This is a genomic window from Pseudomonas sp. NPDC086278 (genome assembly GCF_050280905.1).
GTDB lineage: Bacteria > Pseudomonadota > Gammaproteobacteria > Pseudomonadales > Pseudomonadaceae > Aquipseudomonas.
On record NZ_JBNNWE010000020.1, the window covers coordinates 20,273 to 35,889 of the forward strand.

The 15,617-nt window shown below is 59.4% G+C and carries 15 protein-coding genes; 12 read left to right on the forward strand and 3 right to left on the reverse strand.

From position 1 onward, the window contains the following. Positions 1-39 precede the first annotated feature (39 nt). The gene (locus ACQKP4_RS08740) at positions 40-573 is read left to right on the forward strand and encodes a cysteine hydrolase family protein (RefSeq protein ID WP_427632233.1); all 534 of its coding nucleotides are present in this window, start codon (positions 40-42) and stop codon (positions 571-573) included. 176 nt (positions 574-749) lie between these two features. On the opposite strand, the gene ACQKP4_RS08745 is transcribed toward ACQKP4_RS08740, so the two are convergent. Further along, positions 750-1,391, reverse strand: a complete 642-nt coding sequence (locus ACQKP4_RS08745) for a TetR/AcrR family transcriptional regulator (protein ID WP_427632234.1) — start codon at positions 1,389-1,391, stop codon at positions 750-752. 155 nt (positions 1,392-1,546) lie between these two features. Between ACQKP4_RS08745 and ACQKP4_RS08750 the strand changes: the two genes are divergently transcribed. The 4 genes from ACQKP4_RS08750 to ACQKP4_RS08765 all read left to right on the forward strand — a co-directional run bounded on the left by ACQKP4_RS08750 (position 1,547) and on the right by ACQKP4_RS08765 (position 5,822). Then, complete coding sequence (locus ACQKP4_RS08750; protein WP_427632236.1) at positions 1,547-2,569, forward strand: helix-turn-helix transcriptional regulator; 1,023 nt, start codon at positions 1,547-1,549, stop codon at positions 2,567-2,569. Positions 2,570-2,717: 148 nt separating this feature from the next. Next, on the forward strand, positions 2,718-4,598 hold the full coding sequence (locus tag ACQKP4_RS08755; RefSeq protein WP_427632238.1) for an amidohydrolase: 1,881 nt from the start codon (positions 2,718-2,720) through the stop codon (positions 4,596-4,598). 86 nt (positions 4,599-4,684) lie between these two features. After that, complete coding sequence (locus ACQKP4_RS08760) at positions 4,685-5,338, forward strand: peroxiredoxin (RefSeq protein ID WP_427632240.1); 654 nt, start codon at positions 4,685-4,687, stop codon at positions 5,336-5,338. 25 nt (positions 5,339-5,363) lie between these two features. Next, entirely contained in the window at positions 5,364-5,822 is a 459-nt protein-coding gene (locus tag ACQKP4_RS08765) for a GNAT family N-acetyltransferase (RefSeq protein WP_427632242.1), read from the forward strand. Positions 5,823-5,826: 4 nt separating this feature from the next. Here the strand turns inward: ACQKP4_RS08765 and ACQKP4_RS08770 are convergent, their stop codons facing one another. Continuing rightward, entirely contained in the window at positions 5,827-7,164 is a 1,338-nt protein-coding gene (locus ACQKP4_RS08770; RefSeq protein WP_427632320.1) for a M15 family metallopeptidase, read from the reverse strand. Positions 7,165-7,444: 280 nt separating this feature from the next. Between ACQKP4_RS08770 and ACQKP4_RS08775 the strand changes: the two genes are divergently transcribed. From ACQKP4_RS08775 to ACQKP4_RS08795, 5 genes are all read left to right on the forward strand, one after another. Further along, positions 7,445-8,428: a GlxA family transcriptional regulator gene (locus ACQKP4_RS08775; RefSeq protein WP_427632244.1), complete on the forward strand. Its 984-nt coding sequence runs from the start codon at positions 7,445-7,447 to the stop codon at positions 8,426-8,428. Between the two features lie 153 nt (positions 8,429-8,581). Further along, positions 8,582-8,884, forward strand: coding sequence for an ArsR/SmtB family transcription factor (locus ACQKP4_RS08780; RefSeq protein WP_427632246.1), 303 nt, complete (start codon positions 8,582-8,584; stop codon positions 8,882-8,884). Between the two features lie 155 nt (positions 8,885-9,039). Beyond that, positions 9,040-10,002: a zinc-dependent alcohol dehydrogenase family protein gene (locus tag ACQKP4_RS08785; RefSeq protein WP_427632247.1), complete on the forward strand. Its 963-nt coding sequence runs from the start codon at positions 9,040-9,042 to the stop codon at positions 10,000-10,002. Positions 10,003-10,056: 54 nt separating this feature from the next. Then, positions 10,057-10,425 carry an antibiotic biosynthesis monooxygenase family protein gene (locus tag ACQKP4_RS08790; protein WP_427632249.1) on the forward strand — a complete coding sequence of 123 codons (369 nt, stop codon included), beginning with the start codon at positions 10,057-10,059 and terminating at the stop codon, positions 10,423-10,425. Positions 10,426-10,723: 298 nt separating this feature from the next. Next, the gene (locus ACQKP4_RS08795; protein ID WP_427632251.1) at positions 10,724-11,317 is read left to right on the forward strand and encodes a hypothetical protein; all 594 of its coding nucleotides are present in this window, start codon (positions 10,724-10,726) and stop codon (positions 11,315-11,317) included. A 221-nt stretch (positions 11,318-11,538) separates the two neighbouring features. On the opposite strand, the gene treR is transcribed toward ACQKP4_RS08795, so the two are convergent. Then, positions 11,539-12,243, reverse strand: a complete 705-nt coding sequence (gene treR, locus ACQKP4_RS08800; RefSeq protein ID WP_427632253.1) for a trehalose operon repressor — start codon at positions 12,241-12,243, stop codon at positions 11,539-11,541. Positions 12,244-12,480: 237 nt separating this feature from the next. On the opposite strand from treR, the gene treP reads away from it, so the two are divergent. Both treP and treC read left to right on the forward strand, forming a co-directional pair. Next, a complete protein-coding gene (treP, locus tag ACQKP4_RS08805; RefSeq protein ID WP_427632255.1) occupies positions 12,481-13,923 on the forward strand; it encodes a PTS system trehalose-specific EIIBC component in 1,443 nt (480 codons plus the stop codon). A gap of 27 nt (positions 13,924-13,950) precedes the next feature. Further along, entirely contained in the window at positions 13,951-15,600 is a 1,650-nt protein-coding gene (treC, locus tag ACQKP4_RS08810; RefSeq protein ID WP_427632257.1) for an alpha,alpha-phosphotrehalase, read from the forward strand. Positions 15,601-15,617: the final 17 nt, after the last annotated feature.

The following is a 15,617-nucleotide window of genomic DNA, read 5'->3' on the forward strand; positions in this document are numbered from 1 at the left end:
TTCTGTCCCCTGATTCACCGACATTGCAAGGATGGACCCATGGCGACCGCACTGTTGATCATCGATGTCCAGCGCGCCCTCTGCGCCGGCGAGTACAAATGTTTTGATATTGAACGCGTCATTGCCAACATCAACGGCCTGAGTGCCAGGGCTCGCGATGCCGGCATACCGGTCATCCTGATCCAGCACGAAGAAGTGGGAAGCCCGTTGGCGCACGACGCCGAAGGCTGGCAACTGGCCGAAAGCCTGGACACTTCACCCGAAGACCAGCGCGTACGCAAAACCACACCGGATTCGTTCTACAAGACCAACCTGCAAAAGCTGCTGCCGTTAGAGGATTTTGAACGGCTGATCATTTGTGGCCTGCAAACCGATTACTGCATCAACGCCACCGTGCGCCAGGCACTGACCCTGGGTTACGAAGTAGTCCTGGCGGCCGACGCGCATTCCACCGTCGACGACGGCCACCTCACCGCCGAAGACATCATCGCCGGGTACAACGCGGAGCTGGGGCATCTGACCGGGCCTGTCGCGCGGATCGACGTCCTGCCGACCCGCGAAATCCGCGTTTAACCCGCTCCGGTTTTCAAACGCAGAATCAGCCACGCAGATTCATGCTCTGCGCCCCGCAGCCGATCTGTAGTGCGCGCGCTGCCGCGCGAAATCGCGAAGGGGTACAGGCCGTGACCGATAATGCCCGAGGTGTCAACGCGTAGGCATGACGCGCGAACGGCAGATCCCGATGCCCTTCATGTCGCAAACAGCAACACGCTTCGTGTTTGCGCAACCTCCGGCACTACGCCCTCCAGCACCAGCCGTGTAATCGTCGCTGCCGCCATGGCGTAATCCTCATCCTGGGGCGCCTGCCGCCCGGTGATATGCGCCATCTGCCAACCCAGATTCGTGTAGGTGCGGGTGGCTGACCAGATGAACAGCATCAAATGCTCCGGGTCCACCGGCGCCAGCAACCCGCGGTCGATCCAGCTGCGCAGGCACTCGACATTGCGCTGGGCCTCGGCGTACAGCAGGTCGCGGCACTCCTGCGGCAATTGCCGGCCCCCCAGCAACAATTCGCCGCTGAACACCTTGGCGATGTGCGGGTGTTCCCGAGCGATCCGGATCCGCGCGGTGATGTAGGCTTGCAACCCGGCGATCGGATTATCACTTTCACGCAACACGGCGGACGCCTCCAGCAATGGCTGGACGAAACCCAGCAACACCTTGGCGTAGAGATTTTCCTTGCTGTGAAAGTAGTAATAGAGATTCGCCTTGGGCACCCCTGCGCGCGCCGCGATGTCGCGGGTCTGCGTGGCATCGAAGCCCCTGGCCGCGAACTCTTCGCTGGCGGCCTCCAGAATGAGGTGTTGGTTATGCTGGCGAATGCGGCTCATGAGAGTGTCTTGGCGTTTTGAGCTTCGCAATATACAAAACTATATAGCGTTAGGGCCAGCGGCGAAGACTGCCGGTCGATGGATGACTCATTCGTCACCGTTGCCCTCGCGGCGAACTTCACGTAATTAACTCTTTTCAATACGGAACGTGTTCGATGCAAGCAACTGATGATTCGGGCGCAACCATGTCGATGGAGACACTGCGGGCGTTCAACCATTGCGTGCTACACCTCGGGCGCCTTGCCCGGGATTGCGGCGCCGCCGAATTCATCGCCGACGGCCTGCAATCCTTTCGCCAACTCGTGCCTTTCGCGTCAGCCTGGTGGGGCGAGATGTCGGCGTCGGTCGCCGACGCACCGCCGAAAAGCTGGATGCACGGACGGATCAATCTGCCCGAGTCGTTCGCTGCCGAATGGCACCAGAGCGCGGGCAGCGACAAGTTTTCCCATGACACCCTGAGTCAGCCCGGTGCAGTCGTACGAGACAGCGGTTTCACGGATCCCGATGCACAAGTGGACGCCTTCGCCCGGCGCCACGATCTCTACCACCCGATGTGCATCACTTTCGAATTGCCGGAAAGTGGCCTGATGTTTTTCGTCTGTCTCTACCGTGGCGCGGGCGCACCGGCGTTCAGCGACGACGAAGCCCAGCTGTTCTCGGCATTCTGCGATCACCTGTTGCAGCTGTGGCGCTTTCAAGTACAGGACATGATTCGCTTCGACACAGGCAGCGGGGCGAGCGATTTTGGCGTCGCTCGGCTGGACGGTCGTCTGCTGTTCGTCGGGGCCACGCTGTGCGCCGCGATTCAGCGTGAATTGCCGGGTTGGAGCGGTTCGATGCTGCCGGCGCAGGTCATTGCGCAGCTGCCTACAGCGCCGTGTGTCATGCGCCTCGGCCGGTGTGCGCTGACGCTGAGCCCGAACGCCGATCAAGTGATTCTGTCCCTTGAAACGCAGGCGCGCGGGGCGGTGCTGGCGCCTCGCGAACGGACGGCAGCCATGCTGTTCGCGGCCGGGCATTCCTACAAGGAAATCGCCAAAATCCTTACTTTGAGCCCGGCGACCGTGCGCACGTATTTGCGCAACTGCTACTTGCAGCTTGGCGTCAAGAGCAAGGTCGAACTGGGTTATGTGCTGCGTTCGCCACACGCGTCGGCGGATGCAACGCGCCGCGAGTAACGCCTGAGCGCTCAACTATTTGCCTTACCCCTCCTCATTTGCAGAGGTCCCACCGCGCGCCGCGCGCTATAGGGTATGCCCTGCATATCAAAGGGTGCGGCAGCCCGTTCGGGCCACCTTCAAAACTATAAAAACAGAGGTGAGGCATTTGAAATTTTCCAGGTTGTTTATTGGCGTTGCGGCGGCAACGGCTGTTTCCGGCATGGCGTTGGTCGGGTGTCAGACGCAGGGTTCGACAGGCGCCGACATGGTCCTGCGCAATGGCTATGTCTATACCGTCGATGGCAACAATTCGGTGCAGCAAGCGATTGCGGTAACGGGCGGCAAGATTGTCTATGTCGGCAGCAATGAAGGCGTTTCCGCCTACGTTGGCAAGCAGACGCAACTGATCGATCTGGCCGGGCGCATGCTGATGCCGGGCTTCATCGACGCGCACATGCATCCGGGGGATGGCGGTCGCGCCATGACACTGTGCGATCTGAAGTACGAGACGATGACGCGCCAGGTGTTTCAGCAAACCATTCAGGCGTGCCTGGATGCCGACAAGGACAAAGGCCCGGACGTGTGGCTGGAAGTGGGCAGTTGGGATCGCATGGGCATGGACGGGCTCGACGGCGACCCGGATAAATCGACGCTGGATGCGCTGAACACCAAGCGGCCGATTCAAGTGCGTTCCACCGACTTTCACACCGTGCTGACCAACTCGCGCGGCCTGGAAGTGGCCGGCATCAATAAGCACACGGCCAATCCGGGGGATGGCAAATACGTGCGCGATGCCGCCGGCAATCCGAACGGGATTTGCGAGGACGGTGCCGCCGATGCCATGGCGGCCGTGGTGCCGGCCGCCACCGATGCCGAGAAGCTGATCCAGATTCGCGCGGCGCTCGACGCCATGCGCCAGCAAGGCATCACCAGTTTCTTCGATGCGTTGTCGGGGCCGGAGAATGGCAAAGCCTTCACCAGCCTGCAGCAATCCGGCGAACTCACGGCGCGGGCCTTGCTGGCGATCAAACTGGACCCGTCGGCTGCGGCGGCGGACCCGGTGAAAACCATCGCCGAGGCCAAGACCCTGGCCAACGTCTACGACCAGGGCGAAACCAAGGTCGCGCCGGGCGTGAGCATGCGTCACGTCAAACTGTTCATGGACGGCATCATCAATGCGCCGGCCGACACCGGCGCGATGCTGACGCCGTACCTGCACAACGCCGGCACCGACAAGGCGCCGAAGTGGGCGCCGGGCAAAAATGTCGGCGAGTTGTATTTCCCGGCGCAAGTGCTCAAGCCGCTGCTGTTGCAAGCCGTGCAGGCCGGCTTCGATCCCCACCTTCACGCCACCGGCGACCGTGCGGTGCGAGACTCGCTGGACGCTATCGAATACGTGCGCCAGCAGCTGCCGGGCAACGCGTTTCGCCCGACCATCACCCACAACGAATCAGTGGACCCCGCTGACTATCCGCGCTTCAAGGCACTCGACGTGACCGCCAACATGTCCTTCCAGTGGGCGCAGCAGGCGCCGTCGACCGTTGACGGCACCAGCGAACATTTGGGCGTCGCGCGATTTGCGCGCATGGAACCGTCGGGCAGCATCGCCCTCGCCGGTGGTCGCGTGGCGTATGGCAGCGACTGGCCGGTCGATCCGCTCGACGAATTCCTCGCGCTGAAGGTCGGCGTCACCCGCTCGGGCGATCCGCTGAACCCGCACAGTTACGGCCCCAAGTACGCGGGCAGATTGAACGCCGACCCGGCGCTGTCGCGCGCCGAAGTACTGCGCACCATCACCCTCAACGCTGCCGAGCAGTTGAAACTGGACACGGTTGTCGGCTCGGTCGAAGTCGGCAAGTTCGCCGACCTGATCGTGCTGGACAAGAACTTCATGCAAGTGCCCGAGGATCAACTGGCGCGCAATAACGTGCTGCTGACACTGGTCGGCGGCAAGGTCGTGTGGGCCAAGGCGCCGTTCGTGGGGCTTGATCGAGCGTGGACGGCGGCCAACGTGTCTTCCGGCGTCTCCTATACTGATCCGCGTTGACCGGTTCAACCCGGATTCCGAACGCCGTCGGCGCCGTTATCAGCGCGCCGGCGGTGTCCCTGCGACCCCCAGCCAGGAGAACGAAAATGAGCATCCGCATTGGCGACGAAGCCCCGGACTTTATCGTCGAAAGCACCGAAGGCACCCTGCATTTCCACGAGTGGATCGGCGACAAATGGGCGATCCTGTTTTCGCACCCCAAGGACTTCACCCCGGTGTGCACCACGGAACTCGGCTACATGGCCGGCCTTAAACCCGAGTTCGACAAACGCAACACCAAGGTCGTCGGCCTCAGCGTCGACCCGGTCAGCAACCATGCCAGTTGGGCCAAGGACATCGAAGAAACCCAGGGCCATGCGGTCAACTATCCGATGATCGGCGACGAGAATCTGGTGGTGGCCAAGCTCTATGACATGATCCACCCGAACGCCAGCGGCGGCGCCCGCACCGCCGTGGACAACGCCACCGTGCGCTCGGTGTTCATCATCGGGCCGGACAAAAAGGTCAAGGCGATGCTGATCTATCCCATGAGCGCCGGACGTAACTTCGACGAAGTGCTGCGCCTGCTGGACGCGTTGCAATTGAACGCCAAACACACCGTTGCCACACCAGTGAACTGGCGCCCGGGCGAGGACGTGATCATCCCGACCTCGGTCTCCGATGAAGACGCGAAAAAGAAATATCCGGACGGCTTCAAAACGGTGAAACCTTACTTGCGCACGGTGGCGCAACCGAAGTAACCCATTTTTTTTGGAGAGTTCAGACATGGCCGTTCAGGTCCTGCGCGTCGACGCACAGCACATCGACACCGTCGCTAGCCTATTCGACGCCTACCGAGGCTTTTACGGCCAGCCTTCGAACCTGACGCAGTCGCGGGCGTTCATCGCCGAGCGCATTGCTCGTGACGAATCGGTGATTTTCCTCGCCGAAGATGTCACGGGGGCGGCGCTAGGTTTCGTGCAGTTATTCCCGACGTTTTCCTCCATCGATGCGCACCGCACCTGGCTGCTCGGCGACCTGTTCACCACGCCCGAGGCGCGAGGGCGAGGGGTCGCGACGCAGTTGATGAACAGCGCCCGCGCCTTTGCGCTGCTGACCGGGGCCAAAGGCATGACGCTGGAAACCGCCACCGACAACCTCGTCGCGCAACGTTTGTATGAGTCTTTGGGCTACGTGCGCGATGAGGGGTATTACACCTATTGCCTGGATCTGAAAAAATCCTGACTGATCAGCGTTGGGGCAGGTTCCAGCGTTGGCGAAACTGCTCGTATTGCGCTTCGGGCATTTGCACCAGCAGCGGCGATTGACGCGGGTCCAGCCAGTTGAACAGCGCAGAGATATTGGCCGGGTCCATGGCGGTGCATCCCGCCGTCGGCGAGGTGGGGCCGCGCCAGATGTGGAAGAAAATGCACGAGCCCGAGGCCGGGGCGGCCGGCGTGTTGTGCTCGATGAAAATGCCTTGGCGATAGCCAGCCTCGCTGCGCATGTGTTCGGCGCTGTTCCAGTCCTTCGCCGTTGCGGCCCCGTCGACCAGCGCGTTGTAGTGACTGGACTGGCTGTCATCGACGCATTCGGTGTCCGGCGTCAGTGCGAGGTAGGGCAGTTTGGTCGTGGCGCTGGCGTCGTAGCCGAACGCGGTGCCTAACTTGAAAATCCCGGCGGGGGCTTTGCCGTCGCCTTCGCGTTTTTGCGGGCCGTCAGCCACCGCGCTGTTCAAACCTTTGCCCCAGGCCATGCCGTTCTTGCCCACCACCACCGCAAACGCATCGCCGACTTTTTCAAAACCCGAACCGTCGCGTTGATAACGCTGGGCGCTGGCTTGAAGGTCATCCCAGTGTTTGCTGGTGACCACAATCAACTGGCCGCTGGTGCCGATGACATCGGCGGCGCTTGAACTCAGCGGCGTGATCGGGAAATCCATCACGTCCCTTTGCGCGCCGTTGCTACCCAGGGTGAAGTGCCACCACTCTTGCGGATACCCGGTAAAACCCTGTTTTTCCATGGCGCTGCCGAGGCGTTGGCGATTGGCTTTCGCGGTGGCGTTGATCGACGGATTGGCAGTGTGCGCGCGCTCGTCGAAGCAATCATAACCGGTGCCCATGTCGAGTCCGCCGTCATGCCAGCGCTGCTCATACGGTGCGGTGCAATCGACTTGCGCCGCCGAGGGCGACCACGTGGCAGCGGGCAGGGCGCTCGGGCCTGTCAGGGTCAGGTCGACGGTTGACCCTCGGGAATGCCCGGACACCCGCGCCACATAGCCCAATCGCCAGAAGTCCTGCTTGTCGACGCGCGGGTAGAACTCGACCTTGCGCGGGTCGCCCGGTTCAGTGGCGAAGCGGCCCATGTCGGCCACCGCGCGGCTCGGGCGATAGCAGTCGAAGACCTTCAAGCCGTAGCCCTCGGCTTGCAGGGTTTTCTGGACGCGGGCCAGCGCCTCGGCGGTGTCGCGTGACAACACGCACTCGGCCGCGTCGTAGCCATCGAGCCTGTGCCCGGTGAAGTTGTGGGCGCCGGCGTAGCGCATGTCTTGCTCGATGCTTGGGTCAATCGAGCGCAAATACACCATGTTTTCGGGCCGTGGCTCGGCGTTGACAAGGCCGGGGGCGAGCAGGCCCAGCAGCACAACCGCCGCGCTCGCGACCCTCACACAATCTAAATAAATGCGTAACACGAATTCACCATTGGACGGCCTGGGTAAGAACCACGATGACTGTACTGCTCACCGGTCAGATTTGAAACGTCGCCCTTGAAACCAACCTGACGCCAATCGGGTAGCATGGGGCTATTCCAGGGCAGCGCAACCGAGTGGCTCAGCATTGATCGAACGACGCCAATTTAGCGGAGGCATGAAGGGCAAGAATCTTCGCTATCTGAATGACAATCCCAACGAGCCTGTTCAACTCACACGAACAGGCTTTTTGCTGCTCGAACATTTCTCGTTGCCCGCGTTCACCCAGGCGCTGGACACGATTGTCACCGCCAATCTGCTGCGGCCCAAACTGTTCGCGTCCCGAACATTCGGCTTGAGCGAGGGCGAGGTTGTCAGCGATCTGGGGCTGGTGATCCGGCCCGATGCGCGGCTCGATCATTCGGCAATTCATGAGCTTGATCTGCTGGTTATTTGTGGCGGCTACCGTACCGAACTGAAGGCCGGTGATGAGCTGGCCAGTCTGTTGCGGTCGGCCGCAGACCACGGCGTTAGCCTGGCCGGGTTGTGGAACGGTGCGTGGTTTCTCGGCAGTGCGGGTTTGCTGGACGGCTATCGTTGCGCGATTCACCCCGAGCATCGTCCCGCTCTCGCGGAAGTTGCCAAGGCTGCGCAGGTCACCAGCGAGCCCTACGTGATTGATCGCGACCGGCTCACCGCGTCCAGCCCGTCCGGCGCGTTCCACATGGCGCTGGACTGGATCAAAGGCCTGCACGACAAGGCGCTGGTCGAGGGCATCGAAGACATTCTGGCCTTCGAAGAGTCGCGCTACCGGCGCATCAAACCGACCGAAAACAGGTGCGTCAGCGCACCGTTGCGCGAGGTGGTGAAGCTGATGGACGCCAACCTCGAAGAGCCGCTGGAGCTGGAGCAACTGGCGGTGTACGCCGGCCGTTCGCGTCGACAGCTTGAGCGCTTGTTCAAGGAGCAACTGGGCACCACGCCGCAACGCTATTACATGGAATTGCGCATCACCGAAGCGCGGCGCCTGTTGCAGCACACCGAACTGTCCCAGGTGGATGTGCTGGTGGCGTGTGGTTTCGTGTCGCCGAGCCATTTCAGCAAATGCTATAGCGCGTACTTCGGCTACCGCCCCTCCAAGGAAAAACGCCTGATCAAGTAGTCGGGGCGGGCAGATTGTTCAGCAACCATTCGACAAAGCTGGACTGCTATCGAGTGGAATTCAATCGATCGTTCCTTCAGAGTCGGGCCGACGCTGCATAACACGATTAATTTTCGCATTGACATATCGGTAAATGTCGATACTCTCGCGTTCATGGACTTACTCGAAATATTCAAAGCTCTCTCCAACCGCACGCGTCTTGAAATCCTGAAAGGTTTGAAGGACCCGGTGAAGAACTTCCCTGCGCAAGATGAAGGTGACGTTCATACGGTGGGCGTTTGCGTCAGCAGTATTCAGGAAGGCGTCGGGCTGTCGCAGTCAACGGTGTCCGATTACCTGGCAACTCTGCAACGAGTGGGCCTGGTCGAAGTCAGGCGCATCGGTCAGTGGACCTACTACAAGCGCAATGAAGCAACCATCAGTGTTCTTGCCGAAATCATCGGGAAAGAGCTGTAATTTTTTACTTTGTTATATCGGTAAATCCCGATATCCCGTTTTATCGAAGCGAGGATTTAGAATGTGCTGAAACCATAGGAAAGAATCGCCCGATTTTTTTACCCCAAGATATCGAAAAATCTCGATATCCCTTTTTGTCGAAACGAGGTACTGCAATGAAAGCGTTGATACTTAAATCATTTGGCGGCCCGGAATCGTTCGAACTCTGCGACGTGCCCAAGCCCGTGCCGCAGGCGGGACAAGTCCTGGTGCGGGTACACGCCACCTCCATCAATCCGCTGGATTACCAGGTCCGGCGTGGCGATTATCCCGACCTGGTGCAACTGCCAGCCATTACCGGACATGACGTATCGGGTGTCGTCGAAGCAGTCGGGGCGGGCGTGACGGCTTTCGCGCCTGGAGACGAAGTCTGGTACACCCCGCAAATATTCGATGGGCCTGGCAGTTATGCCGAGTACCACGTTGCTGCCCAAAGCATTATCGGAATGAAGCCTCCTTCGCTGAGCCATCTTGAGGCGGCAAGCCTGACCTTGGTCGGCGGGACGGCATGGGAAGCACTGGTCGTACGTGCGGCGCTCAGGGTGGGGGAAAGCATTCTGGTACATGGCGGCGCGGGCGGCGTCGGTCATGTGGCGATCCAGTTGGCGAAAGCCATGGGCGCCAGGGTGTTCACGACCGTGCGCGAAGCAAACGTCGAGTTCGCACGAAGTTTGGGTGCCGACGTGGTCATCGACTATGAAAAAGAGGATTACGTCGACGCCATCATTCGGGAAACGGCTGGCCATGGCGTCGATGTGATCTTCGACACCATCGGCGGCAACACCTTGTCGCGCAGCCCCGACGCGCTCGCTCAACTTGGCCGCGTTGTCACGATTGTGGACATTGCGCAGCCACAAAACCTCGTTCAGGCCTGGGGCAAGAACGCCAGTTATCACTTCGTTTTCACCAGACAAAACCGCGGCAAGCTTGATGAATTGAGCGCATTGATCGCGCGCGGTCAGCTGCGGCCCCATGTTGGCGCCGTCTATTCGCTTGCCGAAATCCCGCTCGCCCATGCCCGGCTGGAGAGTCTCAACAACGGTCTCCAGGGAAAAATCGCGATCGCCGTCGAGCCGTAGGCTTATCTCGTCAGCACTTGTTTTTCACCGTTCAATTCACTTCAAAGGAACGCCATGATTTACGAAATCGCTCTGCTCCCCGTCCACAAGGAACACATCGAAACGTTCAGACGTGCATTTGCCGAGGTCGCTCCTTTGCTCAGGCGCGCAAAGGGTTACCGCGGTCACTTGCTCGCGCAAGGCATCGAAACCCCCCAGCAATTCAACCTGATCGTCCGATGGCAATCGCTCGAGGATCACACGCCAGGCTTTGAGGCGAGTGAAGACCATCGGCTGTTCATGATGGGCCTGGAGAAATATTTTTCGGAAGAACCGAGGGTCTATCACATCGAGGGGGCCGCTTTTGCTACAGGCGAACATGATGAACCCAACAGCGCCGTTGGCATGGGTGATGTCAGTGCCTTGAAAAATGTGTGGCTTTAAAGCAATGCCGATAGCGGCCTGTCGAAGGCTGCAAGGGTCCCACAACCATCTCGGATAGCACCCTTCGCAAGCGTCCGGCCAAGTCGTCTTCCAGGCACCAGCATCAAGCGCGATGGTGTTCGCTTTCAATCAGGGACGCTGCTTGTATCCGCCTGGAAGCTCCCGCGAATGGGCATTGGCCGGCCGCTTGCGTATCTACTACAGTCATTCGACGGATATTTGCAGTCTACGGTGGGGGATGGGCTGCGGCCGGAACGACACATTCTATTGTCGCTTCATTGATGGAAGGGGTTTCAGTATGAGAAATGCTTTAGTCGCTTTCACCCTGACGATTGCCGCGCTGATCAGTGCGCCAGTCATCGCCCAGCAACAGGCCACACCAGGAGATCCAGAAGAAAACGCAGAGCCGATGCCCGCCGCTACCTGGCTGTTTGTCCAGACCGCCAGCTCCATGACTTTCGAAGGCAACACGCTCACGCTCAAAGGCGTGGCGCCGCAAACACTCATGTTCGCTGACCGGCCCGAGCGCATGACGGGCGACGCCTCCACTGGCAAGTTCGTCAGCTTCTGGACTTCGGGCAAGAATGACTTCGAAAAGGATCCGCCGAACGCCACTCTTTCTGTGACAGTCGACGGCAAACCGCAACTGTCTGTCGTCGAGCTGACCAACCCACAACTCAAGGGCGATACCCTGACGTATACCGTCAAGTTGCTTGATGGCACGCCGCCTGCCGTCGGCCAACCTGCCACCCTGTTTATTGATTGGTGGTATGGGCCGGGCTGGGGGCCACGCCATTATTGGCATCCCGGGCCTTGGGGGCCTTACGGTGGTGGCCGCTGCTGGCGAGGGCCATATGGCGGGCTTCACTGTCGGCCGGCATGGGCTTATTGAGCCTCGTTAATTAACCATGTGCTGCGATAAATCAGAATCCGATGCCTTGGGCAGGCATCGGATTTTTTTTCGCGGCGAGTGGCGGGGCAGTCATCGTGGTCGTGGCGAGTCAGCCGATTGTTTGATCAGGCGGGCAGCGAAGGTGCAATGCTTTCGTTTCAAAGGCCGCAGTGCCTACGCGGGCGTAATGCTACGGCGCTGTCCGAGCGTTTGCGGCATCGTCAACGGCGGGCGATATCCGAAAAATAGAATTTGTCCAGGGTATGCCGTGACTCGGTGTATTCAAACTGGCGGCCGTCCTGCAGGAACGTCTGGTTACTGACCACAATGACATGGCTCTGGCCGTCAAGATCCAGGTGCTGCTGGTCGTCCTTGCTCCGAGGTACCGCTTCGATCGTGCGCCGGGCATAGGCGATTTGCAGCTGCAGGTTTTGCTCGATGAAGGCGTAAATCGATTGTTCGGCAATGTTGCGGGAAAGCCCCGGGATGACCTCACTGACGAAATGGTTGATATCGAGGATGACGCGGCGGCCGTTGATATGCCGCACTCGTTTGATACGGGTAATCAGGCTGCCTTCTGCGGCCTGAATGTGTTCCAGCAGCGCGCCGCCGAGAGCGATCTGACTGAATTCGACCACCTCCGTGCTGACGTCATTGCCCAGTCGCGGATAGGTTTCCTGGAAACTGACGATGCCACCGAGCTGAAATTCAATTGGATTAGTCGCTAATACAAACGCGCCTTTGCCGTGGATTTTGTGGGCGAAACCGCGCTCCTGCAATTGTTCGATGGCTTTGCGTACCGTGCCGCGACTGGCTTGGTAGGTTTCCATCAGCTCAGTCTCGGAAGGCAACCGCGCGCCGCGCTCCAGCCGTTCGGTAGTGATGCTGGCAAGCAGATCGCTGTAGATCTGATTGTATTTACTCATGGTGATGGCTCTATACCGGGCTGCGCTTAAGGTTTCGAACCATAAGGGCAGGGTGGGGAATTGTCCATGCGGGTTTGAATTTCGAGCTTGCGGAACTGAAAAACCTTCGCCTTCCACTCATAGCGTAGAAGAAAAAATGTAACTCGTCTGTACGAGATGTTGCTTTAACTCGTACAGACGAGTACTTTTCACGTCGGCATGCTGCCAATAACAAAAAACTACAATGGAAGAACAAGCATGAGCCACGACTATGCGAATATCGCCAGCGAGCTGCTGCAAAGCCTCGGCGGCACAGACAATATCGAGCAGGCCGCGCATTGCGTGACACGGTTGCGCCTGGCACTCAAAAACCCCGGTCTTGTCGACAGCGCCACCTTGAACCAGATCGATCTGGTGAAAGGTTCGTTCTTCACCGGCGGCCTGTTCCAGGTCGTCATCGGCCCCGGCGAAGTGGAGAGGGTCTACGCCGAACTTCGCCGCCAGACCGGTCTTGCCGCGTCGACCATCGCCGATGTGAAACAGAAAGGCGCCGACAAGATCAACGCCATGCAGCGGTTGGTGCGGGTGTTTTCCGACGTCTTCATGCCGATTCTGCCGGCGCTGGTGGTTGCCGGCCTGTTGATGGGCGTCAACAACCTCCTCGGCGCCAAAGGCATGTTCATCGAGGGCAAAACCCTGCTGGACGCCTACCCGACGCTTGACGGGCTCTGGAGCCTGATCAACCTGATGGCAAACACCTCGTTCGTATTTCTTCCTGCGCTGGTGGGCTGGTCGGCAGCGAAACGTTTTGGTGGCAGCGAAATCCTCGGCATCGTGCTTGGCCTGATGCTGGTTCACCCTGACCTGCTGAACGCCTGGAACTACGGCAAGGCGGTGGCCGGGCTGGATGGCCAGAGCCTGCCGTACTTCGACATTCTTGGCTTGTTCCAGATCGAAAAGGTCGGTTACCAGGGGCAGATCCTGCCGATCCTCCTGGCAGCCTACGTAATGAGCGTTATCGAAAAATGGCTGCGGGCCCGGGTGCCGAACGCGGTGCAATTGCTGGTGGTGCCAATCACCACGATTGTGGTCACCGGAATGTTGGCGCTGGCGGTGATCGGCCCGATCACCCGTCACCTGGGGATTCTCATCACTGAAGGCGTGGTCACGCTGTTCGACCTGGCTCCGATGGTCGGCGGCGCGATTTTCGGTCTGTTGTATGCGCCGCTGGTGATCACCGGCATGCACCACATGTTTCTTGCGGTAGACCTGCAACTGATCTCGACTCATGGCGGCACCTTTATCTGGCCGATGATCGTTATGTCCAACCTCGCCCAAGGCAGCGCAGCGCTGGCGGTGTTCTATACGACCCGAAACGCGCGAGATAAAAGCATGGCTTCGTCCTCGGCGATTTCCGCGTACTTCGCCATCACCGAACCGGCGATGTTTGGGGTCAACCTGCGTTACAAATTCCCGTTCTATGCCGCACTGATCGGTTCCGCACTGGGGTGCATTTTCCTGTCGCTGAACAAGGTGCAGGCTTCGGCGATCGGCGTCGGCGGCTTGCCCGGTTTTATTTCGATCATTCCGCAGTTCATACCGATGTTCGTCATCGGGATGATGATTTCCCTGGTAGTGCCTTTTGTTTTGACCTGTGGGTTGAGCATGAAGCTCGTTCGGCCTGGGTACCGGGTTGCATAACGCATCAATTAATTGAAGGAATGCGCCATGCAAGACTGGCAACGTTCGGTGATCTACCAGATCTACCCGAAGAGTTTTCACAGCCACGCCGGCAATCCCACGGGGGATTTGCTGGGTGTCGTGGACAAGCTCGACTACCTGCACTGGCTGGGGGTCGATTGCCTGTGGATCACACCGTTTTTGCGTTCGCCACAGCGCGATAACGGCTACGACATCAGCGACTACTACGCCATCGATCCGAGCTACGGGACGATGGCCGATTGCGAGTTGTTGATCGCCGAAGCCGGGAAGCGCGGAATCAAATTGATGCTCGATATCGTGGTCAACCATACCTCGATCGAGCACACCTGGTTCCAGCAGGCCCGCAGCAGCCTCGACAACCCGTACCGTGATTTCTACATCTGGCGCGACCAGCCGAACAATTGGGAATCCAAGTTCGGCGGTTCGGCCTGGGAATACGAAGCCCAGACCGGCCAATACTTTCTGCATCTGTTCGACCACACCCAGGCCGACCTGAACTGGGACAACCCGCAGGTGCGCGCGGAAGTGTTCAAGATGATGCGTTTCTGGCGTGACAAAGGTGTCGGCGGTTTTCGTCTGGACGTGATCAACCTGATCTCGAAACCGGCGGATTTTCCCGAAGACAACAGCGACGGTCGTCGTTTCTATACCGATGGCCCGAACATCCACCAATACCTGCAGCAAATGCATCGCGAAGTGTTCGAGGGGCATGACCTGATCAATGTCGGCGAGATGTCCTCCACCCGACTGGAACACTGCATCCGTTACTCTCGACCGGATTCGAAAGAGCTGTCGATGACCTTCAATTTCCATCATTTGAAGGTGGACTACCCAAACCTGCAGAAGTGGATTCGCGCCGATTTCGATTTCCTCGAACTCAAGAGAATCCTCTCGGACTGGCAGACCGGCATGCAGGCGGGCGGCGGCTGGAACGCGTTGTTCTGGTGCAATCACGATCAACCCCGTGTCGTCTCGCGCTTTGGCAATGACGGTGAGCATCGCGTTGTCTCGGCGAAGATGCTCGCCACGGCGTTGCACTTCCTTCAGGGGACGCCTTTTGTGTACCAAGGCGAAGAGTTGGGGATGACCAATCCGGGGTTCGATCAGATCGATCAATACCGCGATGTCGAGACCTTGAACATCCATCGCCTCAAGCGCGAGGCCGGGGTGAGCGATGCCGACAACATGGCCGCGATCATGCAGAAATCCAGAGACAACGGCAGAACGCCGATGCAATGGAACAGCGGGCCGAATGCAGGCTTCAGTGTGACCAAGCCATGGATCGGAGTGCCAGCCAACGCCGCGCAGATAAACGTTGCCGCCCAACTGGAAGATCCGGATTCGGTGCTGCATCACTACCGCCGGTTGATCGCTCTGCGGCGTTGTGAAGCATTGATGCTCGATGGCGTTTACCGGCAGTTGTTGCCCGAACACTCGCAGATCTGGGCGTATGTCCGCGAAGGCGATGGCGAGCGACTGTTGGTGTTGAACAACTTCCATGGCTCGCCGTGCGAGGTCGAACTGTCCGAAGAGGTGATCAACGAGGCCATGACCCAACGCTTGGTGATCAGCAACTACCAGGACTGCGCGGAGCGAACTCGGCACATCCGGTTGCGACCCTATGAGTCGTTCGTGCTGCACCTGATCAACCACTAAAAAACACACTTTCAAAA

What these genes read in the sequence shown, in the direction of transcription:
- treP (WP_427632255.1), top strand. Translation starts at nt 12,481, where the DNA reads ATGAGCCACGACTATGCGAATATCGCCAGCGAGCTGCTGCAAAGCCTC.
- ACQKP4_RS08740 (WP_427632233.1), top strand. Translation starts at nt 40, where the DNA reads ATGGCGACCGCACTGTTGATCATCGATGTCCAGCGCGCCCTCTGCGCC.
- ACQKP4_RS08790 (WP_427632249.1), top strand. Translation starts at nt 10,057, where the DNA reads ATGATTTACGAAATCGCTCTGCTCCCCGTCCACAAGGAACACATCGAA.
- ACQKP4_RS08760 (WP_427632240.1), top strand. Translation starts at nt 4,685, where the DNA reads ATGAGCATCCGCATTGGCGACGAAGCCCCGGACTTTATCGTCGAAAGC.
- ACQKP4_RS08765 (WP_427632242.1), top strand. Translation starts at nt 5,364, where the DNA reads ATGGCCGTTCAGGTCCTGCGCGTCGACGCACAGCACATCGACACCGTC.
- ACQKP4_RS08780 (WP_427632246.1), top strand. Translation starts at nt 8,582, where the DNA reads ATGGACTTACTCGAAATATTCAAAGCTCTCTCCAACCGCACGCGTCTT.
- ACQKP4_RS08745 (WP_427632234.1), bottom strand. Translation starts at nt 1,391, where the DNA reads ATGAGCCGCATTCGCCAGCATAACCAACACCTCATTCTGGAGGCCGCC.
- treR (WP_427632253.1), bottom strand. Translation starts at nt 12,243, where the DNA reads ATGAGTAAATACAATCAGATCTACAGCGATCTGCTTGCCAGCATCACT.
- ACQKP4_RS08750 (WP_427632236.1), top strand. Translation starts at nt 1,547, where the DNA reads ATGCAAGCAACTGATGATTCGGGCGCAACCATGTCGATGGAGACACTG.
- ACQKP4_RS08770 (WP_427632320.1), bottom strand. Translation starts at nt 7,164, where the DNA reads ATGGTGTATTTGCGCTCGATTGACCCAAGCATCGAGCAAGACATGCGC.
- ACQKP4_RS08775 (WP_427632244.1), top strand. Translation starts at nt 7,445, where the DNA reads ATGAAGGGCAAGAATCTTCGCTATCTGAATGACAATCCCAACGAGCCT.
- ACQKP4_RS08795 (WP_427632251.1), top strand. Translation starts at nt 10,724, where the DNA reads ATGAGAAATGCTTTAGTCGCTTTCACCCTGACGATTGCCGCGCTGATC.
- treC (WP_427632257.1), top strand. Translation starts at nt 13,951, where the DNA reads ATGCAAGACTGGCAACGTTCGGTGATCTACCAGATCTACCCGAAGAGT.
- ACQKP4_RS08785 (WP_427632247.1), top strand. Translation starts at nt 9,040, where the DNA reads ATGAAAGCGTTGATACTTAAATCATTTGGCGGCCCGGAATCGTTCGAA.